Genomic DNA, 23,188 nt, shown 5'->3' with positions numbered 1-23,188 from the left:
AGATATTAGTAAAGATTAGGTTATAAGTTTTATCCACGCCAAAAAGTAGGCGTAAATAATACTAATAAAGTAAATATTTCTAGGCGACCAAACACCATTGCAATGGTAAGTAGCCATTTAGCACCATCGGTTATAGCGCCATAATGCGATGCTACATCACCCAAGCCGGGGCCTAAGTTATTTAAACAAGCAGCAGTGGCTGAGAACGCCGTTATATTATCCATACCCGTGCCCATAAGCGCTAACATAATAATAATAAACACCAACGCATAAGCAGAGAAAAACCCCCATACAGCTTCTACTACTTTATCTGGCAGCGCCTTTCTACCCAGCTTGATTGAATATATAGCACGAGGATGAACCAAACGATTGAGCTCACGCACACCCTGCAAGTAAAGTAGGAATACGCGGACTACTTTCATACCACCACCGGTAGAGCCTGCACAGCCACCAATAAAGCTCGAAAATATAAGTAAAATAGGTAAAAACAAAGGCCAAGTTGAAAAGTTATCAGTAGCAAAGCCTGCCGTTGTACTCATAGAAACAGCCTGAAATAATGCCTGATCGAGGGTTTCATCACCATTAGCAAATATTTCATTAGAGGAAAGTACGGTAAAACAAATAACCACCAGCGCTAATTGAATACACAAAAACACCTTAAACTCAGGGTCTCGAATATAAACTTGTACGTTTCGGCTCGCCACAGCGGCGTAATGCAAAGAAAAATTAACGGCGGCAATAATTAAAAAGAACACACAAATAAAGTTAATAACAGGGCTATCAAAGTGCCCCATAGAGGCATCGTAAGTAGAAAAACCACCTATCGCCACCGTTGAGAATGCATGACATATAGCATCAAACCACTCCATTCCTGCAGCCCAATAAGCCAGCATACAAGCAATAGTCAGCGACACATAAATATACCAAAGGTGCTTTGCTGTATCGGCAATTCGCGGGGTCATTTTGGAATCTTTTACAGGCCCTGGTATTTCAGCACGATATAACTGCATACCACCAACACCTAGCATGGGGAGTATAGCAACAGCGAGTACGATTATACCCATACCGCCAAACCACTGGAGTTGCTGGCGATAAAACAATACTGATTTGGGTAAATACTCAATACCGGTAAGTACTGTAGCGCCGGTGGTTGTTAAGCCAGAGAATGCTTCAAACACCGCATCGGCGAGCGATAGATTAGGTTCTTGTAAAAATATGAGCGGTAAGGACGCAAACGCCCCAAGTACCAACCAAAATAAAACAACAATTAAAAAGCCTTCACGTGCTTTTAAGTCACCGTTTTCGTGGCGATTTGGGTAGTAAGCCATCATGCCAATAACAACACTGAAGATAAATGCTAAAACAAAAGGAACACCACCACCGTCTTTATATATTAAAGACACCAGTGCCGGGGGCACCATGGTAATACTAAACAGCGCAACAAGTTGGCCAAGAATTTTTATGATGGTACGAAATTGCATTTAGCTTGTCGCTTTTATTATTAGTAAATTCAGGCTGAGTCGTATCAGCCAAATTAAATAGAGTCTGTATGCATTACATGTAATTTGTGTAGGTTATTACTCTTTAATAGTTAACTCAACTACGCCGTGACTTAAATCAAAAATATCTTTGATTGCTTGCTGAGCTTCGCGGCTATCTATTGTAATCACCCATTCAATATTAGCAGTAAATTGCTTATCAATATTAAGCACTTGATACTTTGTTTTTAATAATTGCTCTATAGCACCTTGCATGCTGTATTCACTACTCCCTGTAATTTCAACACTGGGAACTTTAAGTACTGTTTGCAATTTTACTAATGCATTATTTAATGAGCCACCATAAGCACGTACTAATCCGCCTGTACCTAATTTTATTCCGCCAAAGTAACGTGTGACTACAGCTGTGATTTCGCCAAGGCCCGAGCCCACCAGCACATTTAACATAGGCTTTCCTGCAGTGCCATTTGGTTCACCATCGTCCGAAAAACCATAAACATGGCTGCCACCGGGGTTGCCTGCTACATGTGCCCAGCAGTTATGACGGGCATCGCTATACTTTTCTTCAATGCTTTTAATAAATGCTTTAGCTGAATTTAAATCGGGGGTATGTGCAATGTGAACTATAAACGTACTTTTTTTAATTTCTTCTTGATGAAAAACGTCAGCAGCGGGATATTTATATTCAGACATATTTTAAACTTGTAAAAAGGGGGCCAAAAGGCCCCTTTAAATAATGTACGTATTTTAACGTGTATCAACTAATTAGTGTTAACTAGAATTAATCGAGCGCTAAATCTCGTGTCATATTTTCTAAGCTATCTTCGTGAACAATAATGTTATCTTCAATACGAATACCGCCAAATGGTTTAAATGACTCAACCTTTTCCCAATTAATAAACTGCTTATTATCGGTTTGTGCTAAATCACCAAGCAGTGAATCAATGAAGTATAAACCCGGTTCAATAGTAAACACTTGGTTTTTCTCTATTCGACGAGTACAACGCAAGAACGGGTGACCTTCTGGCGATGGCTGATGAGTGCCTTTTTCGTCACTCATAAAACCGCCCATATCATGCACTTGTAAACCAAGGTGATGCCCTAGTCCATGCGGGAAGAAAGTAGAGGTAATTTTACGCTCAACAATTTCTGTAGCAGGTAAATTAACAATTTTAAAATCACTTAGAATCTGTGCGATACGGTTATGGCACTCAACATGTAAATCACCATAAAGCATGCCTGGCTTTAAACCTTTACCTAACTCGATTTGTTGAACAGTCATTGCTTGCACAAGCTCAGCAAACTCCCCCTGCTTTTTAAAATCATAAGTTCGGGTAATATCAGCAGCGTAACCATTAAAGTTTGCACCGGCATCAATTAAAAATGAGTTATGAGTGTGTGGTGCTTTTGGATCAAAGTGGGTGTAATGCAAAATAGCGCAGTTTTCGTTAAGCGCAACAATGTTGCCGTACGGCATTTCATTTTCGCTTTGACGTGTTGCCATTAGGTACGCTTGCTGAATATCGAACTCACTGCCGCCATTAAAAAATGTATCGCGCGCAGCTTTATGCCCATCTGCTGCAATGCGGTTAGCGTTGCGTAAACATTCAAGCTCGTACTGCGTTTTATAAGCGCGGTGGTAATGAAAATAATTAAGTACAGGCTCAGGGTTCATAATACTAAAACCAAGTGCTTGCGCTACTTCAATGTATTCACCCATGTAGGCGTATTTAGCTTTGTCGTATGGTAATAGCTTTTCAACTTGATCAGGCTGTAGTAATAGCTCTATATCAAAGTACTCAGCCCAAAAATCACGAGGTTCGTCTGGCACTTTATGCCAAAAATCTACCGGGCGATAAAATATTAGTTTTGGTTTGTCGCTGCCATTTACCACAATCCAGCAATGCGGATTATCGATAACAGGTAACCACGCTTTAAACTGTGGATTAACTTTAAATGGATAATACATATCATCTAAAAACTGGCGCTTAGCTTGGCCTGAATGAATGACTAATCCTTCTAACCCTTCGCTGCTACAAATAGTACGAGTACGCTGTTGCAGTGTTGCAATATGTTCGGCGTATAAAACGGCTAATTTATCCATTGTTAATCCATCTGTTAAATTTAACTTGCTCTGAGTCTACCACTTATATGCAAAGCGCTCAAAAAAGGGGATATCTGAACGCATTAGATATCCCCTCTACTTTAAACTTATGTTTACTAACCGCCCATTTTCATTTCCAGTAGCGGCGCGAGTACATTGCCCTCTCGACCCATTCTAGTATGGTAAACCTGTCTATACGCAAATACATTTTTTACGTAATCACGGGTCTCGCGATATGGAATAAGCTCTACCCATAACTCAGCCGGAATAGCCTCATCAGGTAACCAACGCTTTATACGATGGTACCCTGCATTATAAGATGCCGTAGCAAGCACTTCGTTACCGTGGTTTTTCTTTTTCAAGTACTGGAGGTAACTCGTACCCAACCTAATATTTGTTTTAGGTTGATATAAACGACTACTCGTAACGCTGCCTTTATTTACATAGTCTGCCGTACTTGGTAATAACTGCATTAAACCACGCGCATTAGCATGCGAGCGTGCATCTGGTGCAAAAGAGCTTTCACGCCTTGCAATAGCAATGCTCCACGCAACATCTATTTTGCTACGTTTACTGTAGCGCTCAAATACATCTTGGAAAGCAAACGGAAAGCGTTGCTCTACGTTATCCCACGCTTTAATTTTTGCTAAAGTAAAAATAGTGCTGTCGTGCCAACCTAAATCGGTAGATAACTGTGATGCAGCTAGTTTTTCTTCGTCGCTAGAGGTATCCGTTAAGTAATTCCACTCACGGCGCGCCGACGTAAAGCGCTCAATATCGTAAAGTGCTTTTGCACGCTTATAACCCGGTGCATTACTTACTTTATCTACAAGTACCTTATCAACCGCTAAAGGTTGATTGTTTAAATCAACGGGCAAACCCAAACGCGCAGCTGCTAAAAAACCGTAATAATCGCGATTAGCTGCAACTTTTTTCCAAATGTCGTCGGCTTTTTGTTGCTCACCACGTTTTGCATAGCTGTAAGCTAGCCAATATTGTTGGCCAAGGCTTAAGTTTTCTTTACCTGTAAAAAACGCAGCGATACCTTCCCAATCTTGGGTTTTGAGCATATTGCCCAGTTGCCATTGAATAAGCTTGCTGTCTAGTCGCTCTTTTGGCACTTTATTTAGCCAAAAGCTCGCTTGTTTATGCCCGCTTGAAGCAAGTGACAACGCAAAGGTGTAATACACACCCGCTTTTTCCTCATCACTGTACTTAAATATTTTTTCTAACTTTTCCCACGCCTTCAAAGCAAGCTCTTTATCGCGCCATATTAAACGCTTAACCCCATAAAGTGCTATTTGGCCTTCTTTAGCTGACTTATTTTTATATCTATATAATCCAGCTGCAGCGCTTGGATCTTTACGTACTTTTAAATATAAATCTGCTAAGTAGCTTTCATTTTTAGGTAACAGTGTTTTTAAATAAGGTAGTAAGCTTTGTGTACCGCCATCTGCGGCAAGTGTAACGCGCTTCCAAACGGTTTCTTCTTTCATGTAGCCTTTTTTACGCCACTGTGAAAATAAACTATCGCACTCATTTGGTTGTGACTTACCCACAGCCCATAGGTCGGTTACCTGATTAAATATTGCTTTTTCAGGTGCGCCCAAATCCAGCTGAAAATCTAAATAAGTACAGGTAAGCTCAGTATTAGACGTTTCACGGTAATTACGAATATAAGCTGCTTTTTTGTTTTTCTTTTTTAAATACTCTAACCATGCTTTACGTACCGGCCACTCAAGCGGAGTATGTTGATATATATTTAAATAGTCTTCTATCTCTGCTTGATACTTAATATTTGGATGGCGCTGCCAGTATGTTTTTTCAACGTAAGGTTTCAACGGATGATTTAAGCCACTAACCGCTTCTTTAAAGTCTTGGTAGCTTCCGTACCTTACTTTTTTTTCGGCATCTAAAAATGTATCGTTATCGATACTTGCCTCGGCAGAATAAAGAGGGAAAATGAATGCAGCTGCCACAACACTTAATAAATATTTTTTCATAGTGTCCTTTAATAGAAAATTAAAGTAGTGAATAAAAACTTTTCAACCACCTTAGCACCAAACCAGCTATATTTTAACCAATCGATTGTAACCAAGTTAAATTTTTCGTTGCATTTTTAATTTAAAGCAAGCACACTGAATAAAATGCAAACTCATCGTACCAGTCTTAGTTCGTCAACTAGGGAGAATAATAATGTTATATAAAAGCGATTCCTTTGAAGTTAGCTTCCTAAAGGAAAACATCGCCGAGTTTAAGTTTTGTGCTACAGGTTCTGTAAACACATTATCTCAAAAAACTCTTTCAGATTGCGCAGCAGCATTAAAAGAACTAGCAGCCAATTCTGATATCAAAGGCATGATTTTTACCAGTGATAAAGAGCACTTTATTATTGGTGCCGACATCTTCGAATTTTTACCTACATTTACTAGACCTGAAGAAGAATTAGTAGTGTGGATCAAAAATGCGACCGATATTTTCGACGCAATCGAAGATTTACCATTCCCAACTCTAAGCGCTATAAACGGTATGGCACTTGGCGGTGGTTGTGAGTGGGCACTTGCTACCGATTATCGTGTGGCAAGCGAAACAGCTAAAATGGGCCTACCAGAAGTTAAACTTGGCATAATGCCAGGGTTTGGTGGCACAGTGCGCTTACCACGTATCATTGGCGCCGATAACGCGATGATGTGGATTACCTCAGGCGCAGAAAACCGCGCAGCAGATGCCCTTAAAGTAGGTGCGTTTGACGCGGTAGTTAGTACTGACAAACTTTTAGAGTCAAGTATATCAACTCTTGAACTTGCGATTGCTGGCAAGCTAGATTGGCAAGCAAAACGTAACGTAAAACTACAGCCACTTAAATTAAACCGTGTTGAGCAAGGCATGAGCTTTGCAATGGCAGAAGGTATGGTAATGGGTAAAACCAAAGGCCACTATCCTGCACCGGTTATGGCTGTACGTACCATTAAAGCAGCGGCAAACTGTACTCGCGATGAAGCAATGGCAATCGAAAATGCCAACTTTGCTAAATTAGCACGTACACCAGAAGCAGCAGCTCAAACAGGTATATTCCTAGCTGACCAATACATTAAAGGTAAAGCACGTAAATTTGCTAAGCACAGCGATGTAGAAATTAAACAAGCAGCTGTATTAGGTGCAGGTATTATGGGCGGCGGTATTGCATACCAGTCTGCTTATAAAGGCACACCTATTATAATGAAAGACATCCAACAAGATGCGCTTGATTTAGGTATGGGTGAAGCGTCTAAGTTATTAGGTGCAAAAGTTAAGCGTGGCCACATGCCAATGGAAAAAATGTTGGCAACTCTTAGCAAAATCAAACCAACACTTAACGATTCAGACCTACAAAGCGCCAATATTATTGTTGAAGCCGTTGTAGAAAACCCTAAAGTTAAGCAAGCAGTACTCGCTGATCTTGAAAAGAACATGCCAGAAGGCACTGTACTTACTTCAAACACATCGACTATTTGTATTGATTTACTAGCAGAAGCGCTAGATAAGCCAGAAAATTTCTGTGGTATGCACTTCTTTAACCCAGTGCCAAAAATGCCATTAGTAGAAATTATCCGTGGTGCAAAAACCTCAGATAAAACAATTAATGCAGTAGTTGATTACGCGCTTAAATTAGGTAAATCACCAATTGTTGTTAACGATTGCCCAGGCTTTTTTGTAAACCGTGTTTTATTCCCTTACTTTGCAGGTTTTAGCAAATTAGTGGTTGAAGGCGCTAACTTTGCAAAAGTAGATAAAGTAATGGAAAACGTATTTGGCTGGCCTATGGGTCCGGCTTACTTACTTGATGTTGTAGGTATTGATACGGCGTTCCATTGTACTGGCGTAATGGCTGACGGTTTCCCTGAACGTATGGCGCGTGCTGATAAAGACCCTGTGACTATTTTTGCCAACGAAAAACGTTTTGGTCAAAAGAACAAAGCCGGTTTTTACAAATACGAAACAGATCGTCGCGGTCGTCTTAAAAAGTCTCATGACAAGACAGCAGTTGAGCTATTAAGCCCAATTACAGACGCACCAAAAGAATTTGATAAACAAGAAATCATCGACCGTTGTATGATTCCAATGATTAACGAAGTGCTACTTTGTTTGCAAGAAGGCATTGTTGCCTCTCCGCAAGAAGCAGATATGGCATTAGTTTATGGTGTTGGTTTCCCTCCATTTAGAGGCGGCGCGTTCCGTTACTTAGATCAAACTGGTTTAGCTAACTTTGTTGCAGCAGCAGACAAATACGCTCACCTAGGTGCGATTTACCAAGTATCTGAGCAAACTCGCAAGTGGGCCGAAGAAGGTCGTGTTTTCTATAAGGTGGAAGGTTAATATCATGAATAATCCAGTAATTGTAGATTGTATCCGCACACCAATGGGTCGCTCTAAAAGTGGTGTATTCAAACATAAACGTGCTGAAGACTTAAGCGCACATTTAATGAAAGGCTTACTTGATCGCAACCCAGCAGTTGATCCAGCATCAATTGACGATATTTATTGGGGTTGTGTACAACAAACATTAGAGCAAGGCTTTAACGTAGCACGTAACGCAGCATTACTTGCCGGTATTCCGCACAGCGTACCTGCTGTAACGGTTAACCGTTTATGTGGCTCGTCAATGCAAGCATTACATGACGCAGCACGCGCAATAATGACCGGCGCTGGCGACACTTACCTAATTGGTGGTGTTGAGCACATGGGCCACGTACCTATGACTCACGGCAACGACTTTCACCCAGGCTTAGCAACATCAATTGCACAAGCCTCGGGCTCTATGGGTTTAACAGCAGAATACCTTGCAACGCTTCATGGCATTAGCCGTGAGCAACAAGATGAATTTGCATATCGCTCACATCAACGTGCACAAGCTGCAACTGTTGAGGGGCGTTTTCGTCGCGAAATTTTAGCAATGGAAGGTCACGCAGCAGATGGTTCTCTTATCTTAGTTGAAGACGATGAAGTAATTCGTCCAGAAACAACAGTAGAAGGCCTATCAAAGCTTCGCCCTGTGTTTAATCCTGCATCGGGTACGGTAACAGCCGGTACGTCTTCTGCACTTTCTGACGGTGCATCTGCAATGTTAGTAATGAGCGAAGAAAAAGCTAAAGAGCTTGGCTTACCAATTCGTGCGCGCATTAAAGCAATGGCAGTGGCTGGTTGCGATCCATCAATTATGGGTTACGGCCCAGTACCAGCAAGTAAAAAAGCACTTGCACAAGCCGGTATTACAATTGATGACTTAGGCGTAGTAGAGCTTAACGAAGCCTTTGCAGCACAATCATTACCTGTAATGAAAGATTTAGGGTTAATGGATGTTGTTGACGAAAAAGTGAATTTAAATGGCGGCGCAATCGCACTTGGTCACCCACTGGGTTGTTCGGGTTCGCGTATTAGCACATCGCTTATTCACTTAATGGAAGACAAAAATGTACGATACGGTTTAGCAACTATGTGTATTGGTTTAGGCCAAGGCATTGCCACTGTATTTGAACGTGTTCAAGACTAATTAGTTTAAACATGTAAAACCATCTTGGTGATTAAAAAGGCGGACTGATTTTATTCAGTTCGCCTTTTTTATTAGCTTCTATTTATAAAAACGACCTTTTATCAAACAAGCATGTAACTGCGTAATTATGTGATCGGGCGTATTATTAAATAAAGCATTTTGAAGCTGCTAAAAGCATTAAATAAAATGCTGATCTAGATCTAAGTAAAATAGTTAAATTACACTTAAAATTGCGTTAAACTTCCAAACTTATTAATTGCTATACCTAAGCACTCGCGTACACAGTAATCACTTTAATTAAACAGGCCAATTTATTATGAGCTTTGATAACCCCGATCACCAATTAGATGCCATTGGCCTACGCTGTCCAGAGCCAGTAATGATGGTGCGCGCTGCAATTCGTAAAATGAGTGATGGTGAAACGTTATTAATAACTGCTGATGATCCATCAACCACCCGCGATATTCCGAGTTTTTGTACGTTTATGGATCACACGCTGGTGGCTAAAGATGCAGAAGAAGCACCGTATAGATATGTGGTTAAGAAAGGACTTATATGAAAGCATTTATTAACTTTATTGGATAGTTCATACTTCCTAAACTAATCTTTCGAACCCAAGCCTCAGAAAGAGCACTTGAAATTGCATGCTCTTTAATAGAAGAAAAATTATTGGCATGTCGTAAAGCTAAATCTTTGTCTTCCCCTACAATGAATAAACATTTTGAAAAAATACGCTGAATAAAAATCATAGCTGTATGCCCTCTGCAAACATTATTACATATATAGTCAGGAGTATTATTCACTAAAGGGAGATATCTATTGTACGCATCCTGAAAAGGAGCAGATAAGGCGTTATCTGTATTATTTGACCATTTAGCTATATCAAAAAATAATTTTTCATCTATTATTTCAAAATCTTCCCATTTGATATTACCTATTGAATATGTTGCTTTATTTATATCTTTCGAAGCAAAACTAAGGGCTGTAATTATTTTTAAAGCATCTGGAAATAATGCAGAGAAAAGTATGATTGCTGGTTTTTTATACTCAGAGCCACATAAGTATTTATATGCATCAGAAATAAGCTCAAAATCAATAAAGTAGTTTTCAAAAGAATGGCCTACCGTTCTATTATAATTCCCTATAGTTTCATGCTCACCATTCAAAATATCCTTTATTTTATCATCAATTTCAAATCCATAAAATTCACGATCGATTAAATAAAACAAGTTTTGATGGGGTTCAGACTCCCGACACAATTCATGCACTTTATCTATTTTTGCTCTATTATTTTTGGAGGTTTCTCGACAATCACCCTTAATATCCTCGGCCACATCGATTTTTATTGAATGCTCCTCCAAAAGGACATCAAGCAAATTAGTTAAATGAGATCTATCATCTCGACCTTCGACCAATACTCTTTTTCGATTGCTAATCCTTACTTTCGCGATGTAATTAGGAATATCATTAGCGCTGTTACTTAACATAATTATTTACCGTGCTTAAGTAAAGTCGGCTTTACTTCTTGCATGTAGCCATCATAGTCAGCAGCAATTGCCGGAGAGTGTGTACAGATAATGAGTTGACAACTTTTTAGACCATCTCCCATTTTTTTTATTAAATCTTCTTGCCAATCAATATGCAAGGAAATTTCAGGTTCATCAATTAATACTACTGTATTATCAACGACTTGATTTACAGCCCAAAGCATTGTCAATATTTGCCTTTCTCCCGAAGAAAGGTCTATAGATTTACACAGCTCTTTTGTACCAACGTCAAAACCGACTCGAACTCGGCTATATGCTAGCTTTGTATTCGAACTCTCTCTATCTTCATCTAAAGGTTCGATTGAGCACTTTAACTTTTTATTTTTCAGGAAAAAGTTAACGTTGTTAATAAATGTATCTATTTTTGAGAATAAATTATATTTATATAAGTTTATCTCCTCTAATGCTTCTAGATAAACTTCTAATGCACCCGACAAGGAATCGTTCTCTCCCTCAGCTTCTTCTTTACATAAATTTTTAACACTCTCTAAAATCGCATTAATTTTAGATGATGACTCTAAGCTAATAGAATTGAGATATTTCTTAGAATGTAATTCAAACTTCTCGATAGTATTAATAGCATCATGAATCGGAACAGATGACTTATTTGTTACTTTAGATAACATTTTTAAGAACGAAGCAGAAAATATTTCATTTTCCTTCTCACTCAAATTGTACAGTGCTCGATGGTATTGCCGTCCTAAACTCTCCTCAACAAAAACTGGTGTTGGATAATTTAGTTGAGGTAAAAAGTGACCAAAAATCTCTCTAGCAAAACTTTCAACCTGATTTGGCGATTTTTTATGACTCCAAGCCTCAAGCATAGTTCTAAAAGCAGGAAAGTAAGACGTATTCACTTTTTTTAGTCTTGTTTGATGACAAAATTTATCTATTCGTTTTTGTAACGGATGCGTTATTTCTTTTTCAAAAGTAATTATGCCCCTATCTTTGTTTACCCCTTTTAGTAGATCGATCGCCTCTGACTCGCTAAAGTTCAACTTTTCTGAACTATCTTTATAACCGCCAGTAATAAAGAAGTGTGCATCATCGTCATTCTCGTCCTTGAATCTTATAATTTCTATATAGCTTTGATCATCAAAAAATGCATATATATATTGAAAATTTAAGCTAACAAACTTTGCAAAATCCCAATTGAGAATGTTAGCTATAATGTGCAGGACTGTAGATTTACCTGAGCCATTTTCCCCATATAATATATTTAAGTTCGATTTAAAATCTAGGTCATAGGAATAAACACCATGCAATCCTTCAATAATTAATTTTTGTACACATAATTCCTTTTTCATACATAGCCTCATTGTAGTTGGAGTTTATTTCTTCGTTATCGTCACTTGTGGTTTGTCGTAGTCACTGTAATCAATACTTACTATGTACGTGCCTTTTATTGCTGGCGTGTAACTAAAGTAGTTATAAATAGTATTACAGTCTGCGATAGCTGGCTGGCCGAGTGTTAGTTTCTGCCCTTCTGGTTGTGCATCGCTGTAGCCGCAGTTGTAACCTTCACTAAAATCGGCATCGGCTATTTTAAATTCGTACACTTTACCAGGCGTCGAAAATTTAACTTGTGCTTGATAAAGCGCAGGGCCAACTGGCGCAAACTGATACTGGGCCTCTGCATCCCACAATGTAAAGTCGCCACGTAAGTAAATTGTGCGGTCAAGCTCTTGCTGTGGCAATACATCGTTAATCGAAATTTGACTAGTACATGCGGTAAGTAAACCAGCAATTGCTAAGGTTAAAATTCGTTTCATAGAAATCATCAATGGGTATCCTTTGCGTACAGTGAAAACTAAAAAGCCAGCAAAACGCTGGCTTTTAAAATTGCTAATCGGTGTTATTTTTGTAAAACAGAAATATCTGCAATACCTAAAAACAATCCGCTTAACTGGCTTAATAGCGCTAGACGATTTTGCTTAACAGCTTCATCGTCGGCCATAACCATTACGTTGTCAAAAAAGTTATCAACACTTTCACGAATACCCGCCAATTGGCTTAATGCTTCTTGGTAGTTACCGTCTGCGTAAAGTGGTGCAAGGTCAGTTGCAAACTTTGCTACTTGTGATGCCAATACTTTTTCGGCGTCGTCGCTTAATAAGCTCTCATCAACGTTACCTTGGCTGGTAATGTCGTTTTTAGCCAGAATATTACTTACGCGCTTATTAGCGGCTGCAAGCGCTTCTGCTGCGTCTAATGTGCGGAAGTGACTCACCGCTTTAACACGGCGATCAAAATCAACAGGTTTAGTTGGACGACGTGCAAGCACTGCTTGAATTACGTCTACTTCTATACCTTCGTCTTGATACCACGCACGGAAGCGCCCTAGCATAAATTCAAATACATCAGCTGATACATTTAAGTTAGTTAACTTGTCGCCAAACAATGTTTGCGATTTAGCTACTAGGTCTAAAATATCAAGTGGTAGTTCTTTTTCTACCATGATGCGCAGTGCACCAATAGCTGCACGACGAAGAGCAAATGGGTCTTTGTCACCTTTAGGCGCTTGGCCTATACCAAAAATACCCACCAGCGTGTCAAACTTATCAGCAATCGCTACTGCGCAGCTAATTAAGTTTGTTGGTAAGTTATCCCCTGCAAAGCGTGGCATGTACTGCTCGTTTTGCGCTACGGCTACATCTTCAGCTTCACCATCGTGGCGAGCGTAATGCATTCCCATTACACCTTGTACGTCGGTAAATTCCATTACCATTTCAGTCATTAAGTCTGTTTTACTTAATAAGCCTGCACGCTGTGCTAGGTCTTTATCAGCACCTAATTGCTCAGCGATATAACCTGCAAGCTCACTAATGCGCGCAGACTTATCTTTAAGCGTACCAAGTTGCTTTTGAAACAATACACTATCAAGCGACTCTAATCGGCTTTCTAGTGTTTTCTTTTTATCTGTTTCAAAGAAGAACTGTGCGTCAGCTAAACGCGGGCGTACTACTTTTTCGTTACCTGATATAACTACACTTGGATCTTTACTTTCGATGTTAGATACAAACAAAAACTTATTTAAAAGTTTGCCGTTTTGATCTAATAACGGGAAGTATTTTTGATCGTCTTTCATGGTGTAAATTAACGCTTCGGCTGGTACATCTAAAAATGCTTCTTCAAATGTTGCCGTTAAAGTAACTGGCCACTCTACAAGTGATGTTACTTCTTCTAGTAAATCTTCATCCATAGCAACAACAGCGTTAACTGCTTTTGCAGCCTCTTCTATTTGCGTACGAATTTGTGCTTTACGTTGTTCGTAATCGGCAATAACGTAAGCCGATTTAAGTACGTCAAAAACGTCATCCGCATGGTTAATACTAATTTTTTCTGGGTGATGAAAACGATGACCTTGAAGCTGGTTAGTTATTTGCTTACCAAGGATCTCGCCTTCAAGTAGCTCATCACCAAATAAAATAGTTACTGTATGCACAGGACGAATAAATTGTGTTTTATTCGCGCCCCAACGCATTGGCTTAGGAATTGGTAATTTAGCTAACGCTTTAGTAATTGCACCCGTCATTAGCGATTTGGTTTCTTGCCCTGCTACTTTAGCAATGTGCAATAACCATGCGCCTTTATCAGTCTCAAGTGTTTGTGCATCTTTTACTTCAATACCACAACCACGTGCCCAACCCATTGCTGCTTTTGTTGGGTTACCTTCACCGTCGAATGCTGCTTTAGTTGCTGGACCGCGTTTTTCAACTTCTTTGTCTTGTTGCTTAGCTTCAAGCGCTTTTACTTGTAAACCTAAACGACGAGGCGATGCATACCAACTTACGCCTTGGTGTGCTAACTCTAATGTTTCTAGCTCTGCAGTTAAGTTTGCTGCAAAGGCTTCTGCTAGTTTACGCAGTGCTTTTGGTGGCAACTCTTCGGTGCCAATTTCTACTAATAAATTTTGTGCTGACATGCTTACTTATCCTTACACAGCGGGAAACCAAGCGCTTCGCGTTTGTCATAGTAACTTTGTGCACACGCTTTAGATAACGCACGTACGCGTAAAATATAACGTTGACGTTCTGTTACCGAAATAGCGTGGCGTGCGTCTAGCAAGTTAAATGCATGCGATGCTTTCATTACTTGCTCGTAAGCTGGTAGTGGTAAGTTTGCTTCAATTAACTTTTGGCTTTCTGCTTCGCATTTATCAAACTGAGCAAATAAGTCTTCTACGTTTGCGTGTTCAAAGTTATAAGTAGACTGCTCTACTTCATTTTGATGGAACACGTCGCCGTATGTTACACGCCCTAGTGGACCGTCTGCCCAAACTAAGTCGTAAATACTATCTACGCCTTGAATGTACATTGCTAAACGCTCTAGGCCGTAAGTAATCTCACCTGTTACAGGCGAACATTCAATACCGCCAACTTGCTGAAAGTAGGTAAACTGCGTTACTTCCATCCCGTTTAACCAAATTTCCCAACCTAAGCCCCAGGCACCTAATGTAGGTGATTCCCAGTTATCTTCTACAAAGCGAACTTCGTGAGTTAGTGTATCGATACCCATAGCCGCTAAAGAACCTAAGTAAAGCTCTTGGATGTTATCTGGCGATGGCTTTAAAACTACTTGAAATTGGTAGTAGTGTTGTAAGCGATTTGGATTTTCACCGTAACGACCATCGGTAGGACGACGACACGGTTGCACGTATGCACTTGCCATTGGCTCTGGACCAATAGACTTTAAAAATGTTTGCGGGTGAAATGTCCCTGCGCCCACTTCCATATCAAGTGGTTGAATAATGACACAGCCTTGCTGCGCCCAATAATCCTGTAAAGCCAGGATCAAACCCTGAAAGGTTTTTACGTCATATTTTTGCATATTTGGCTTTTTACTATCTAAGAAGTAGCGTGAAAATTACCCTTAGTATACCGTGTGTACACTCAGGTTTTAAGCAGTTTGTGTAGAAAATAAAAAAGGAGCCATTAGGCTCCTTTTTCAATGTAAGTAATATTTTTACACGTCTAGGTTAACTACACGTAGTGCATTATTTTCAATAAACTCACGACGAGGCTCAACTTGATCGCCCATTAAGGTTGCAAACAATTGATCCGCGCCAACAGCATCTTCAATAGTTACTTGTAACATGCGACGAGCACTAGGATCCATTGTAGTTTCCCACAGCTGGCTAGGGTTCATTTCGCCTAGTCCTTTATAGCGTTGAATATAGATCCCACGCTTAGATTCTGTGATCAACCATTCCAAAGCATCCACAAAGTTATCAACAGGTTTTGTTTTCTCACCACGTTGAATATATGCACCTTCGCTAAGGATGTTTGCGATGTTAGTACCAGTCACAGCAATGCGTTGGTAGTCACGTGACGCAATAAAGTCATAATGAAGTACGTGCGCTTTATCAACACCGTGCTGACGAATATTCACAACCGGATAATACATATTACGCTCGGTGTCATGCTCTGTACCAGCATGGAAAATAGTCGCATCTTCATCACGTGCAATCAGGTCATCAACTAACTCTTTTGTCCAAGCAATTACTTTTGCTTCGTCAGAAAGGTCATCAGTTTTTAACTCTGTTTGATAGATTAAGCGTTCCATTACCGTATTAGGGTATTTACGTTTTAAACGCTCAATAACCTTAACTGTACTTTGGTAATCGTGAACTATTGACTCTAATGCTTCACCCTCTAGCGCAGATGCATCTGCACTTGGATATAAGGCTGCATTATTAAGTGCAAGCGATGTTAGGTACTCTACTAGTGCAGGATCATCTTTAATGTAACGCTCTTGCTTACCTTTTTTCACTTTATAAAGTGGTGGTTGAGCAATATAAATATAACCACGTTCTACTATTTCAGGCATTTGACGATAGAAGAATGTTAGTAGTAACGTACGAATATGAGAACCATCCACGTCCGCATCGGTCATGATGATGATACGATGATAACGTAACTTTTCAGGGTTATATTCGTCGCGACCAATACCACACCCTAATGCAGTAATTAGCGTTGCTACTTCTTGCGAAGATAACATTTTGTCAAAGCGTGCTTTTTCTACGTTTAAGATTTTACCCTTAAGTGGAAGAATAGCTTGGTTTTTACGGTTACGTCCCTGCTTGGCTGATCCGCCAGCAGAGTCCCCTTCCACTATGTATAGTTCAGATTGGGCTGGATCTTTTTCTTGGCAATCAGCTAGCTTACCTGGTAAACCAGCTAAGTCCATTGCACCTTTACGTCGAGTCATTTCACGGGCTTTACGCGCTGCTTCACGAGCACGTGAGGCATCAATAATCTTACCTACAACAATTTTGGCATCAGTTGGGTTTTCTAATAAAAACTCAGTGAATTTTTCAGCCATTGCTTGTTCAACTGCAGACTTAACTTCACTTGAAACGAGCTTGTCTTTAGTTTGCGATGAGAACTTAGGATCAGGAACTTTAACGCTTACAACAGCCGTTAAGCCTTCACGGGCATCATCACCGGTAGCGTTGCTGGTTGTTTTAGCTTTTTTGTTAAAGCCTTCTTTTTCCATGTAGTTATTAAGTGTACGTGTTAGCGCTGATCTAAAACCGGCTAAGTGAGTACCACCATCACGTTGTGGAATATTATTTGTGAAACAGTAAATGTTTTCTTGGTATGCATCATTCCACTGCATTGATACTTCAACGCTAATACCATCTTCTTCACGTTCGTGAGTAAAATGGAATACACCTTTATGTATAGGTGTTTTATTACGGTTTAAGTATTCAACGAAAGCTTGAATACCGCCTTCGTATTTAAAGTGGTCAGATTTATTTTCTTCACGTTCATCATTTAAAATGATGCTCACACCTGAATTTAGGAATGAAAGCTCGCGTAAACGCTTAGCTAAAATTTCGTAATGAAAATCTAAGTTTGTGAATGTTTCACCACTTGGCCAAAAGCGTAGTTCTGTACCAGTAGTTTCAGAGTCGCCAATAACTGCTAAAGGTGCATCTGGTACACCCATAGTGTAAAACTGCTCATGAAGTTTACCTTCACGGCGAACTGTAAGTTTTAGTTTTTCTGAAAGTGCATTTACAACAGAAACACCAACACCGTGTAAGCCACCTGATACTTTATAAGAGTTATCATCAAACTTACCACCGGCATGAAGTACCGTCATAATAACTTCGGCTGCTGATACGCCTTCTTCTTCATGAATAGAAGTTGGGATACCACGACCGTTATCTCGTACTGAGACAGAACCGTCTAAGTGAATCGTTACGTAAATATCATCACAATGACCTGCTAAGGCTTCATCGATCGAGTTATCAACGACCTCAAACACCATGTGGTGTAAGCCTGTGCCATCATCGGTGTCCCCAATATACATTCCAGGACGCTTTCTTACTGCGTCTAATCCTTTAAGTACTTTAATACTCGACGAGTCATAATTCTCAGACATGGTTAATCCCACTTATCTTGTTATTAGGTTGCCATGTTTCACGTGGAACATTTGTAGTTCTCGTTGCATGGGTTCCACCACAGCAGAAATACTTTCAGACAAAATTGAAGAGATAAAAATTTGAGAACTGCAGTGAGCAAGTAATTGACCCACTTTCTCTTTTGTATCTTCGCCTAGCTCTGAAGGTAGATCATCTATTAGCAATATAGATTGCTTATCTGTCTCTGACTCAATTAAGCTATTTTGCGTAACTTTTAACGCATACAATAGTAACTTTAATTGACCGCGTGAGAACGTATTCTCTACACTGTTGCCAGCGACACTAAAACTAAAATCAGCCTTATGAGGGCCTTTACTTGTAAACCCTTGGCGAGCATCTCGCTCAAAGTTTTGCTCTAACGCATCTGCAAGAGATTCAGTCTCTTTCCAACCTGCGTTAAAGGTCATTTCTAAATCACGTACAAGCGTTAATTCTGCACACATTTTATCAAAAAACTGCTGCTTAAACCTACTTATATACGCCAATCTTAATTTATTTATTTCTTCAGCCAGTCTAACAAATTCTTTGTCCCAAAACTTAATTTGGTCAAAATAATTCTTGGGCTTAGTTTTTAACAATGCATTACGTTGTTTAAGTACTTTATTGAACGATTGCCATAAAAAAAAGAACTCATGTTCCACGTGGAACAAACCTAAATCTAAAAACTTTCTGCGCTCTTTAGGCCCACCAAAAAATAAAGAATAGCTCTCTGGTGTAATAATTTGCACTGGCATGAGTTGAGCTAGTTCGGATATTTTACGGCTCGCCTTACCTTGAATTTTTAAATTAGTATCACCCGTTTGAGTTTTGCTAATACCAATAGGAATAGATAAGTCGTGTATTGTTTTGCGCCCGTGAATTACAAACTGCTCTTGCTGATGCGCGATAATACTTTTGTGTTTTGGAGTGCGAAAAGATTTGCCGTGAGAAAGGTAATAGATAGCCTCTAAAAGGCTGGTTTTTCCGCTGCCATTTTCACCATATATTATATTAACGCCGTTAACTGGTTCTAGCGTCAGCGCCTCAATATTACGAAAATATTTGAGGCTCAAATGACTTAAGCTCATTATATATTTATAGTCTTATAAACGCATAGGCATAACAACGTACATTGCTTCTTCATCGCCTGCACCTTCAATTAATGCACTGCTGTTTGAGTCGGCTAATGTAAATAGTACGTCTTCTGTTTTTAATGTGTTAAGTACGTCTAATACGTAAGACACGTTAAACCCTATTTCTAGGTCGGCACCTTCGTAACTTACTTCAACAACTTCTTCAGCTTGTTCTTGCTCTGGGTTATTGGCCGTAATTTTTAATAAACCATTTGATAAGTTTAAGCGTACGCCACGAAACTTTTCATTAGATAAAATAGACACACGTTGAAACGCATTACGTAACCATTCTCGGTTAGCTGTAATTACTTTGTCGCCACCACGTGGTAATACACGACGGTAATCTGGAAAACGCCCATCAACTAGTTTACTTGTAAATGTAAACTCAAGATCAATAATACGGATATGGTTAGCACCAAACTGAATTGTTACCAATTCGTCATCAGCGACCATAAGGCGCATAATTTCTTGCACACCTTTGCGAGGTATAATTAATTGGCGCTGCGTATTAAGCGATTGCGTTAATTGCTTTTGCGCTATAGCTAAACGGTGGCCATCTGTTGCTACTGTTTTTATGTCGGTATTATCTACTTCAAACGACATACCATTTAAGTAATAACGTACGTCTTGATTTGCCATCGAAAAATGCGTGCTTTCGAGTAACTTACGAAGCTCTAAACGAGTTAGTTGAAATTCAACCTCTCCGTCCCACTCTTCTAAGTTAGGAAAATCATCAGCCGATAAAGTCGTTAATGAAAAACGGCTTTTACCACTGGTCAAAAGTAATTGATGCTCTTGCAAGCTTAAAGTAATGTCTGAACCATCTGGTAGACTTTTACAAATATCGAGTAACTTTTTAGCGGGTAACGTTAGTTTTGTATCGGCAATATCATCACCTACAAATACGCCAGAAACTAATTCAATTTCAAGGTCAGTACCCGTCATTGAAAGTTGTCCGTTTTCTACCACTAACAAAACGTTAGATAAAATTGGCAACGTGTGTTTGCGCTCTATTGCGCCCGACACTTGCACCAATGGCTTTAAAAATTGTTGTCTTGATATTGTTATTTGCATAATAAAGTCAGCCCTAAGATGACAATGTTCTTATTAAGTTTTGGTAATCTTCTTTAATTTCGTGGCTTTCGTCACGCAGTGATTTTATCTTACGACATGCATGTAATACGGTCGTATGATCGCGTCCACCAAATGCGTCACCAATCTCAGGTAAGCTGTGATTAGTTAATTCTTTAGATAATGCCATAGCTACTTGGCGCGGCCTCGCTATAGAGCGGCTGCGGCGCTTAGATAACAGATCTGATATACGAATTCGATAGTACTCAGCAACGGTGCGCTGAATATTGTCTATGGTAACCAGTTTATCTTGCAAGGCAAGTAAATCGCGTAGCGCTTCTTTTACAAAATCGATAGAAATTGGACGACCCGTAAAGTTAGCATTAGCAATTACACGGTTAAGTGCACCTTCTAATTCACGTACGTTCGAGCGTAATTTTTTGGCAATAAAAAAGGCAACTTCGTGTGGTAAGTTAATCTTACTTTGCTGGGCTTTTTTCATCAAAATAGCAACGCGCGTTTCAAGCTCTGGTGGCTCTATCGCGATTGTTAATCCCCAACCAAAACGTGATTTAAGCCTGTCTTCAACGCCTTCAATCTCTTTAGGGTAACGGTCAGAGGTTAAAATAATTTGTTGGTTGCCTTCGAGCAATGCATTAAAGGTATGAAAAAACTCTTCTTGTGAACGCTCTTTGTTAGCAAAAAATTGAATATCATCGATCATTAATGCATCAACACTGCGGTAATAACGCTTAAATTCTTCTATCGCATTATTTTGTAGTGCCTTTACCATATCTTGAACAAAGCGTTCTGAATGCATGTAAACAATTTTAGCATCTGGCTTATTTGCCATAATGCCATTACCTACCGCATGTAATAAATGAGTTTTACCTAAACCAGTACCGCCGTATATAAATACAGGGTTAAAAGCAGAGCCAGGATTGTCGGCGACTTGTGTGGCCGCAGCTTTTGCTAATTGGTTTGATTTACCTTCAACAAAACTGTCAAAAGTATAATTTTCTTTAATGTTAGATTTGTAACCTGACTTAGGTGCAGGTTCAACAACTGGCTTTTGCTCGCGAGGCTGTTGTTTTGCTGAAGCGTGTGCACTTGGTGCCGATTGAGTTTCTATAACCGGTGCAGCTTGTGCATTTAATAAAGGTTTACTACCTACATCAAAACGTAGTTTTGGTGCTTCAACACCACAAATTTCTACTAGTAATTCGTTAATTCTATTTAGGTACTTTTCTCTCACCCAATCAAGCACAAAGCGATTAGGTGCATAAATCGTTAAGGTATCTTCGGTACTTTCTGCTTGTAGCGGTCTTACCCACATACTGAATTGCTGCGAAGGCAGCTCATCTTGCAATACATATAAACAACTTTGCCAAACCGACAGATACACAGTTAAACTCCCAGAGATATAATTTTTATTCCCGCACATCATTAATGATTATAAATCATACATTTATTGCGTTCAAATGGTCCAATAAGCGACCCAAGACCGCGTATTATGAAGACACTTTATCCACAAGTAAAAGATTGATTTTTATAAAATTGTTGATATCGATGTATAAAATCATTAACAAGCTGATTTAAAACAGTTTTTATTTTAGATCCTGAGAGGAGATCATAACAAAATAACACCAAGATCGCGAACCAAATTTACGATCCAATTTACTTTTCCCCTGCTTTTATTCACTTTTTATACAGGGGCTGTGGAAAACTTCTTATTTATGATGATCCTAACAGATCGCCTTATATGATCTCTTATATAGTAGTAGGTGGGTTATATACCCTTAACGTAATTATGATTGACTTTACATTACTTACTCTATAATATCTCGCGCTCGCAATGGCACCTATGCCAGGATCGCGACCTGTATAGGATGTTTTAACTTTAACCGATCGGATGAGATTGTTATGAAAAGAACTTTTCAACCTAGCGTTTTAAAACGCAAACGTGCACACGGCTTCCGTGCTCGCATGGCAACTGTAAATGGCCGTAAAGTATTAGCACGTCGCCGCGCTAAAGGCCGCAAAGTTCTTTCTGCTTAATTTATAAGTGGAAGACTTTAGCTTTGGCAGGGAGTTACGTCTGTTAACTCCCTCGCATTACTCTCGCATATTTAATGAACCCGCTCGGGCTGCAACTCCTTTCTTTACTCTATTAGCTAAACCAAATGACCAAGATAAACCTCGGTTAGGTCTTACTGTTGCTAAAAAACGTGTAAAAAAGGCATGCCAACGAAACCGTATTAAACGTCTCGCTCGCGAAAGTTTTCGTTTAAATCAACACAGCATCGATAATATTGATATTGTGCTTATGGTTAAAAATGGTATTGATGAACAGTCTAATGAAGAAATAACCAAACAACTTACTAAATTATGGCGAAAAATTAACGAACGCTGTAAACCAGGTGCACCTAAACCGCCACCTTTTAAGAAACGCCCAAACAAATCAGCTAAATCTAATAAACAAACCTAATTGCAATAGAATTGCAGGGTTAATTAATGTATCTTTAGCTCACCTTTTAATCATGCATTTAAATTTTCTAATTGAGTCTTTAAATACATGATATCTATCTCACTAAACTTAAGTAGGGGCATAAACATCATGAGGTTACTTAAACCACTTGTTGCTTTACCAACTTTTTATTTAGTGTTATTTATCCGCGGTTATCAAAAGTGGATTAGCCCGCTGTTAGGTCCGCATTGTCGTTTTAATCCAACCTGTTCTAGTTATGCTATTCAAGCAATTAAATTGCATGGATCGGTAAAAGGTAGTTGGTTAGCTTTAAAACGCATATTAAAATGCCATCCTTTACATTCAGGCGGAGACGACCCCGTTCCTGAAAAATTAACCCATATTAACCACCAACACGAGAAATAA

19 protein-coding genes are annotated in these 23,188 nt (G+C 39.4%); 6 read left to right on the top strand and 13 right to left on the bottom strand.

Going from position 1 to position 23,188, the window contains the following annotated elements; all coding sequences use genetic code 11:
• Positions 1–29: 29 nt before the first annotated feature.
• The 4 genes from PX700_RS18805 to PX700_RS18790 all read right to left on the bottom strand — a co-directional run bounded on the left by PX700_RS18805 (position 30) and on the right by PX700_RS18790 (position 5,606).
• Complete coding sequence (locus PX700_RS18805; protein ID WP_121953916.1) at positions 30–1,481, bottom strand: TrkH family potassium uptake protein; 1,452 nt, start codon at positions 1,479–1,481, stop codon at positions 30–32.
• Between the two features lie 96 nt (positions 1,482–1,577).
• Positions 1,578–2,192 (bottom strand): YigZ family protein, encoded by a 615-nt coding sequence (locus PX700_RS18800; protein ID WP_479521555.1) that lies wholly within the window; start codon positions 2,190–2,192, stop codon positions 1,578–1,580.
• A gap of 88 nt (positions 2,193–2,280) precedes the next feature.
• The gene (gene pepQ, locus PX700_RS18795; RefSeq protein WP_479521554.1) at positions 2,281–3,603 is read right to left on the bottom strand and encodes a Xaa-Pro dipeptidase; all 1,323 of its coding nucleotides are present in this window, start codon (positions 3,601–3,603) and stop codon (positions 2,281–2,283) included.
• Between the two features lie 116 nt (positions 3,604–3,719).
• Positions 3,720–5,606 carry a transglycosylase SLT domain-containing protein gene (locus PX700_RS18790; RefSeq protein WP_479521553.1) on the bottom strand — a complete coding sequence of 629 codons (1,887 nt, stop codon included), beginning with the start codon at positions 5,604–5,606 and terminating at the stop codon, positions 3,720–3,722.
• Positions 5,607–5,799: 193 nt separating this feature from the next.
• Between PX700_RS18790 and fadB the strand changes: the two genes are divergently transcribed.
• The 3 genes from fadB (at position 5,800) to tusA (ending at position 9,692) form a co-directional block, all read left to right on the top strand.
• Positions 5,800–7,959 (top strand): fatty acid oxidation complex subunit alpha FadB, encoded by a 2,160-nt coding sequence (gene fadB / locus PX700_RS18785; protein WP_479521552.1) that lies wholly within the window; start codon positions 5,800–5,802, stop codon positions 7,957–7,959.
• A 4-nt stretch (positions 7,960–7,963) separates the two neighbouring features.
• Positions 7,964–9,133 carry an acetyl-CoA C-acyltransferase FadA gene (gene fadA / locus PX700_RS18780; RefSeq protein ID WP_008171997.1) on the top strand — a complete coding sequence of 390 codons (1,170 nt, stop codon included), beginning with the start codon at positions 7,964–7,966 and terminating at the stop codon, positions 9,131–9,133.
• Between the two features lie 316 nt (positions 9,134–9,449).
• On the top strand, positions 9,450–9,692 hold the full coding sequence (tusA, locus tag PX700_RS18775; protein ID WP_024592278.1) for a sulfurtransferase TusA: 243 nt from the start codon (positions 9,450–9,452) through the stop codon (positions 9,690–9,692).
• Here the strand turns inward: tusA and PX700_RS18770 are convergent.
• The 9 genes from PX700_RS18770 to dnaA form a co-directional block, all read right to left on the bottom strand.
• Positions 9,685–10,620, bottom strand: a complete 936-nt coding sequence (locus PX700_RS18770) for a hypothetical protein (RefSeq protein ID WP_479521551.1) — start codon at positions 10,618–10,620, stop codon at positions 9,685–9,687. The genes tusA and PX700_RS18770 overlap by 8 nt on opposite strands.
• 2 nt (positions 10,621–10,622) lie before the next feature.
• A complete protein-coding gene (locus PX700_RS18765; protein WP_479521550.1) occupies positions 10,623–11,987 on the bottom strand; it encodes an AAA family ATPase in 1,365 nt (454 codons plus the stop codon).
• 24 nt (positions 11,988–12,011) lie between these two features.
• Complete coding sequence (locus PX700_RS18760) at positions 12,012–12,461, bottom strand: early set domain-containing protein (protein WP_479521549.1); 450 nt, start codon at positions 12,459–12,461, stop codon at positions 12,012–12,014.
• A 74-nt stretch (positions 12,462–12,535) separates the two neighbouring features.
• Complete coding sequence (gene glyS / locus PX700_RS18755; protein WP_479521548.1) at positions 12,536–14,605, bottom strand: glycine--tRNA ligase subunit beta; 2,070 nt, start codon at positions 14,603–14,605, stop codon at positions 12,536–12,538.
• A gap of 2 nt (positions 14,606–14,607) precedes the next feature.
• Positions 14,608–15,510, bottom strand: a complete 903-nt coding sequence (glyQ, locus tag PX700_RS18750; RefSeq protein ID WP_007584197.1) for a glycine--tRNA ligase subunit alpha — start codon at positions 15,508–15,510, stop codon at positions 14,608–14,610.
• A 135-nt stretch (positions 15,511–15,645) separates the two neighbouring features.
• A complete protein-coding gene (gyrB, locus tag PX700_RS18745; protein ID WP_479521547.1) occupies positions 15,646–18,072 on the bottom strand; it encodes a DNA topoisomerase (ATP-hydrolyzing) subunit B in 2,427 nt (808 codons plus the stop codon).
• 12 nt (positions 18,073–18,084) lie between these two features.
• Complete coding sequence (recF, locus tag PX700_RS18740) at positions 18,085–19,179, bottom strand: DNA replication/repair protein RecF (RefSeq protein WP_479521546.1); 1,095 nt, start codon at positions 19,177–19,179, stop codon at positions 18,085–18,087.
• Positions 19,180–19,194: 15 nt separating this feature from the next.
• A complete protein-coding gene (gene dnaN / locus PX700_RS18735) occupies positions 19,195–20,298 on the bottom strand; it encodes a DNA polymerase III subunit beta (RefSeq protein ID WP_024599960.1) in 1,104 nt (367 codons plus the stop codon).
• Between the two features lie 13 nt (positions 20,299–20,311).
• On the bottom strand, positions 20,312–21,700 hold the full coding sequence (dnaA, locus tag PX700_RS18730; protein ID WP_010555148.1) for a chromosomal replication initiator protein DnaA: 1,389 nt from the start codon (positions 21,698–21,700) through the stop codon (positions 20,312–20,314).
• 518 nt (positions 21,701–22,218) lie between these two features.
• On the opposite strand from dnaA, the gene rpmH reads away from it, so the two are divergent.
• The 3 genes from rpmH (at position 22,219) to yidD (ending at position 23,188) form a co-directional block, all read left to right on the top strand.
• Positions 22,219–22,353 carry a 50S ribosomal protein L34 gene (gene rpmH / locus PX700_RS18725; RefSeq protein WP_004335215.1) on the top strand — a complete coding sequence of 45 codons (135 nt, stop codon included), beginning with the start codon at positions 22,219–22,221 and terminating at the stop codon, positions 22,351–22,353.
• Between the two features lie 7 nt (positions 22,354–22,360).
• Positions 22,361–22,783, top strand: a complete 423-nt coding sequence (rnpA, locus tag PX700_RS18720; RefSeq protein WP_007377653.1) for a ribonuclease P protein component — start codon at positions 22,361–22,363, stop codon at positions 22,781–22,783.
• Positions 22,784–22,912: 129 nt separating this feature from the next.
• Positions 22,913–23,188, top strand: a complete 276-nt coding sequence (yidD, locus tag PX700_RS18715; RefSeq protein ID WP_479521545.1) for a membrane protein insertion efficiency factor YidD — start codon at positions 22,913–22,915, stop codon at positions 23,186–23,188.

The sequence above is a fragment of the Pseudoalteromonas sp. TP27 genome, assembly GCF_056470645.1.
Note: the sequence above shows the minus strand (reverse complement) of the source record. Positions and strands in the feature narration are given on the sequence as shown.

What these genes read in the sequence shown, in the direction of transcription:
- PX700_RS18805 (WP_121953916.1), bottom strand. Translation starts at nt 1,481, where the DNA reads ATGCAATTTCGTACCATCATAAAAATTCTTGGCCAACTTGTTGCGCTG.
- PX700_RS18800 (WP_479521555.1), bottom strand. Translation starts at nt 2,192, where the DNA reads ATGTCTGAATATAAATATCCCGCTGCTGACGTTTTTCATCAAGAAGAA.
- pepQ (WP_479521554.1), bottom strand. Translation starts at nt 3,603, where the DNA reads ATGGATAAATTAGCCGTTTTATACGCCGAACATATTGCAACACTGCAA.
- PX700_RS18790 (WP_479521553.1), bottom strand. Translation starts at nt 5,606, where the DNA reads ATGAAAAAATATTTATTAAGTGTTGTGGCAGCTGCATTCATTTTCCCT.
- fadB (WP_479521552.1), top strand. Translation starts at nt 5,800, where the DNA reads ATGTTATATAAAAGCGATTCCTTTGAAGTTAGCTTCCTAAAGGAAAAC.
- fadA (WP_008171997.1), top strand. Translation starts at nt 7,964, where the DNA reads ATGAATAATCCAGTAATTGTAGATTGTATCCGCACACCAATGGGTCGC.
- tusA (WP_024592278.1), top strand. Translation starts at nt 9,450, where the DNA reads ATGAGCTTTGATAACCCCGATCACCAATTAGATGCCATTGGCCTACGC.
- PX700_RS18770 (WP_479521551.1), bottom strand. Translation starts at nt 10,620, where the DNA reads ATGTTAAGTAACAGCGCTAATGATATTCCTAATTACATCGCGAAAGTA.
- PX700_RS18765 (WP_479521550.1), bottom strand. Translation starts at nt 11,987, where the DNA reads ATGAAAAAGGAATTATGTGTACAAAAATTAATTATTGAAGGATTGCAT.
- PX700_RS18760 (WP_479521549.1), bottom strand. Translation starts at nt 12,461, where the DNA reads ATGATTTCTATGAAACGAATTTTAACCTTAGCAATTGCTGGTTTACTT.
- glyS (WP_479521548.1), bottom strand. Translation starts at nt 14,605, where the DNA reads ATGTCAGCACAAAATTTATTAGTAGAAATTGGCACCGAAGAGTTGCCA.
- glyQ (WP_007584197.1), bottom strand. Translation starts at nt 15,510, where the DNA reads ATGCAAAAATATGACGTAAAAACCTTTCAGGGTTTGATCCTGGCTTTA.
- gyrB (WP_479521547.1), bottom strand. Translation starts at nt 18,072, where the DNA reads ATGTCTGAGAATTATGACTCGTCGAGTATTAAAGTACTTAAAGGATTA.
- recF (WP_479521546.1), bottom strand. Translation starts at nt 19,179, where the DNA reads ATGAGCTTAAGTCATTTGAGCCTCAAATATTTTCGTAATATTGAGGCG.
- dnaN (WP_024599960.1), bottom strand. Translation starts at nt 20,298, where the DNA reads ATGCAAATAACAATATCAAGACAACAATTTTTAAAGCCATTGGTGCAA.
- rpmH (WP_004335215.1), top strand. Translation starts at nt 22,219, where the DNA reads ATGAAAAGAACTTTTCAACCTAGCGTTTTAAAACGCAAACGTGCACAC.
- yidD (WP_479521545.1), top strand. Translation starts at nt 22,913, where the DNA reads ATGAGGTTACTTAAACCACTTGTTGCTTTACCAACTTTTTATTTAGTG.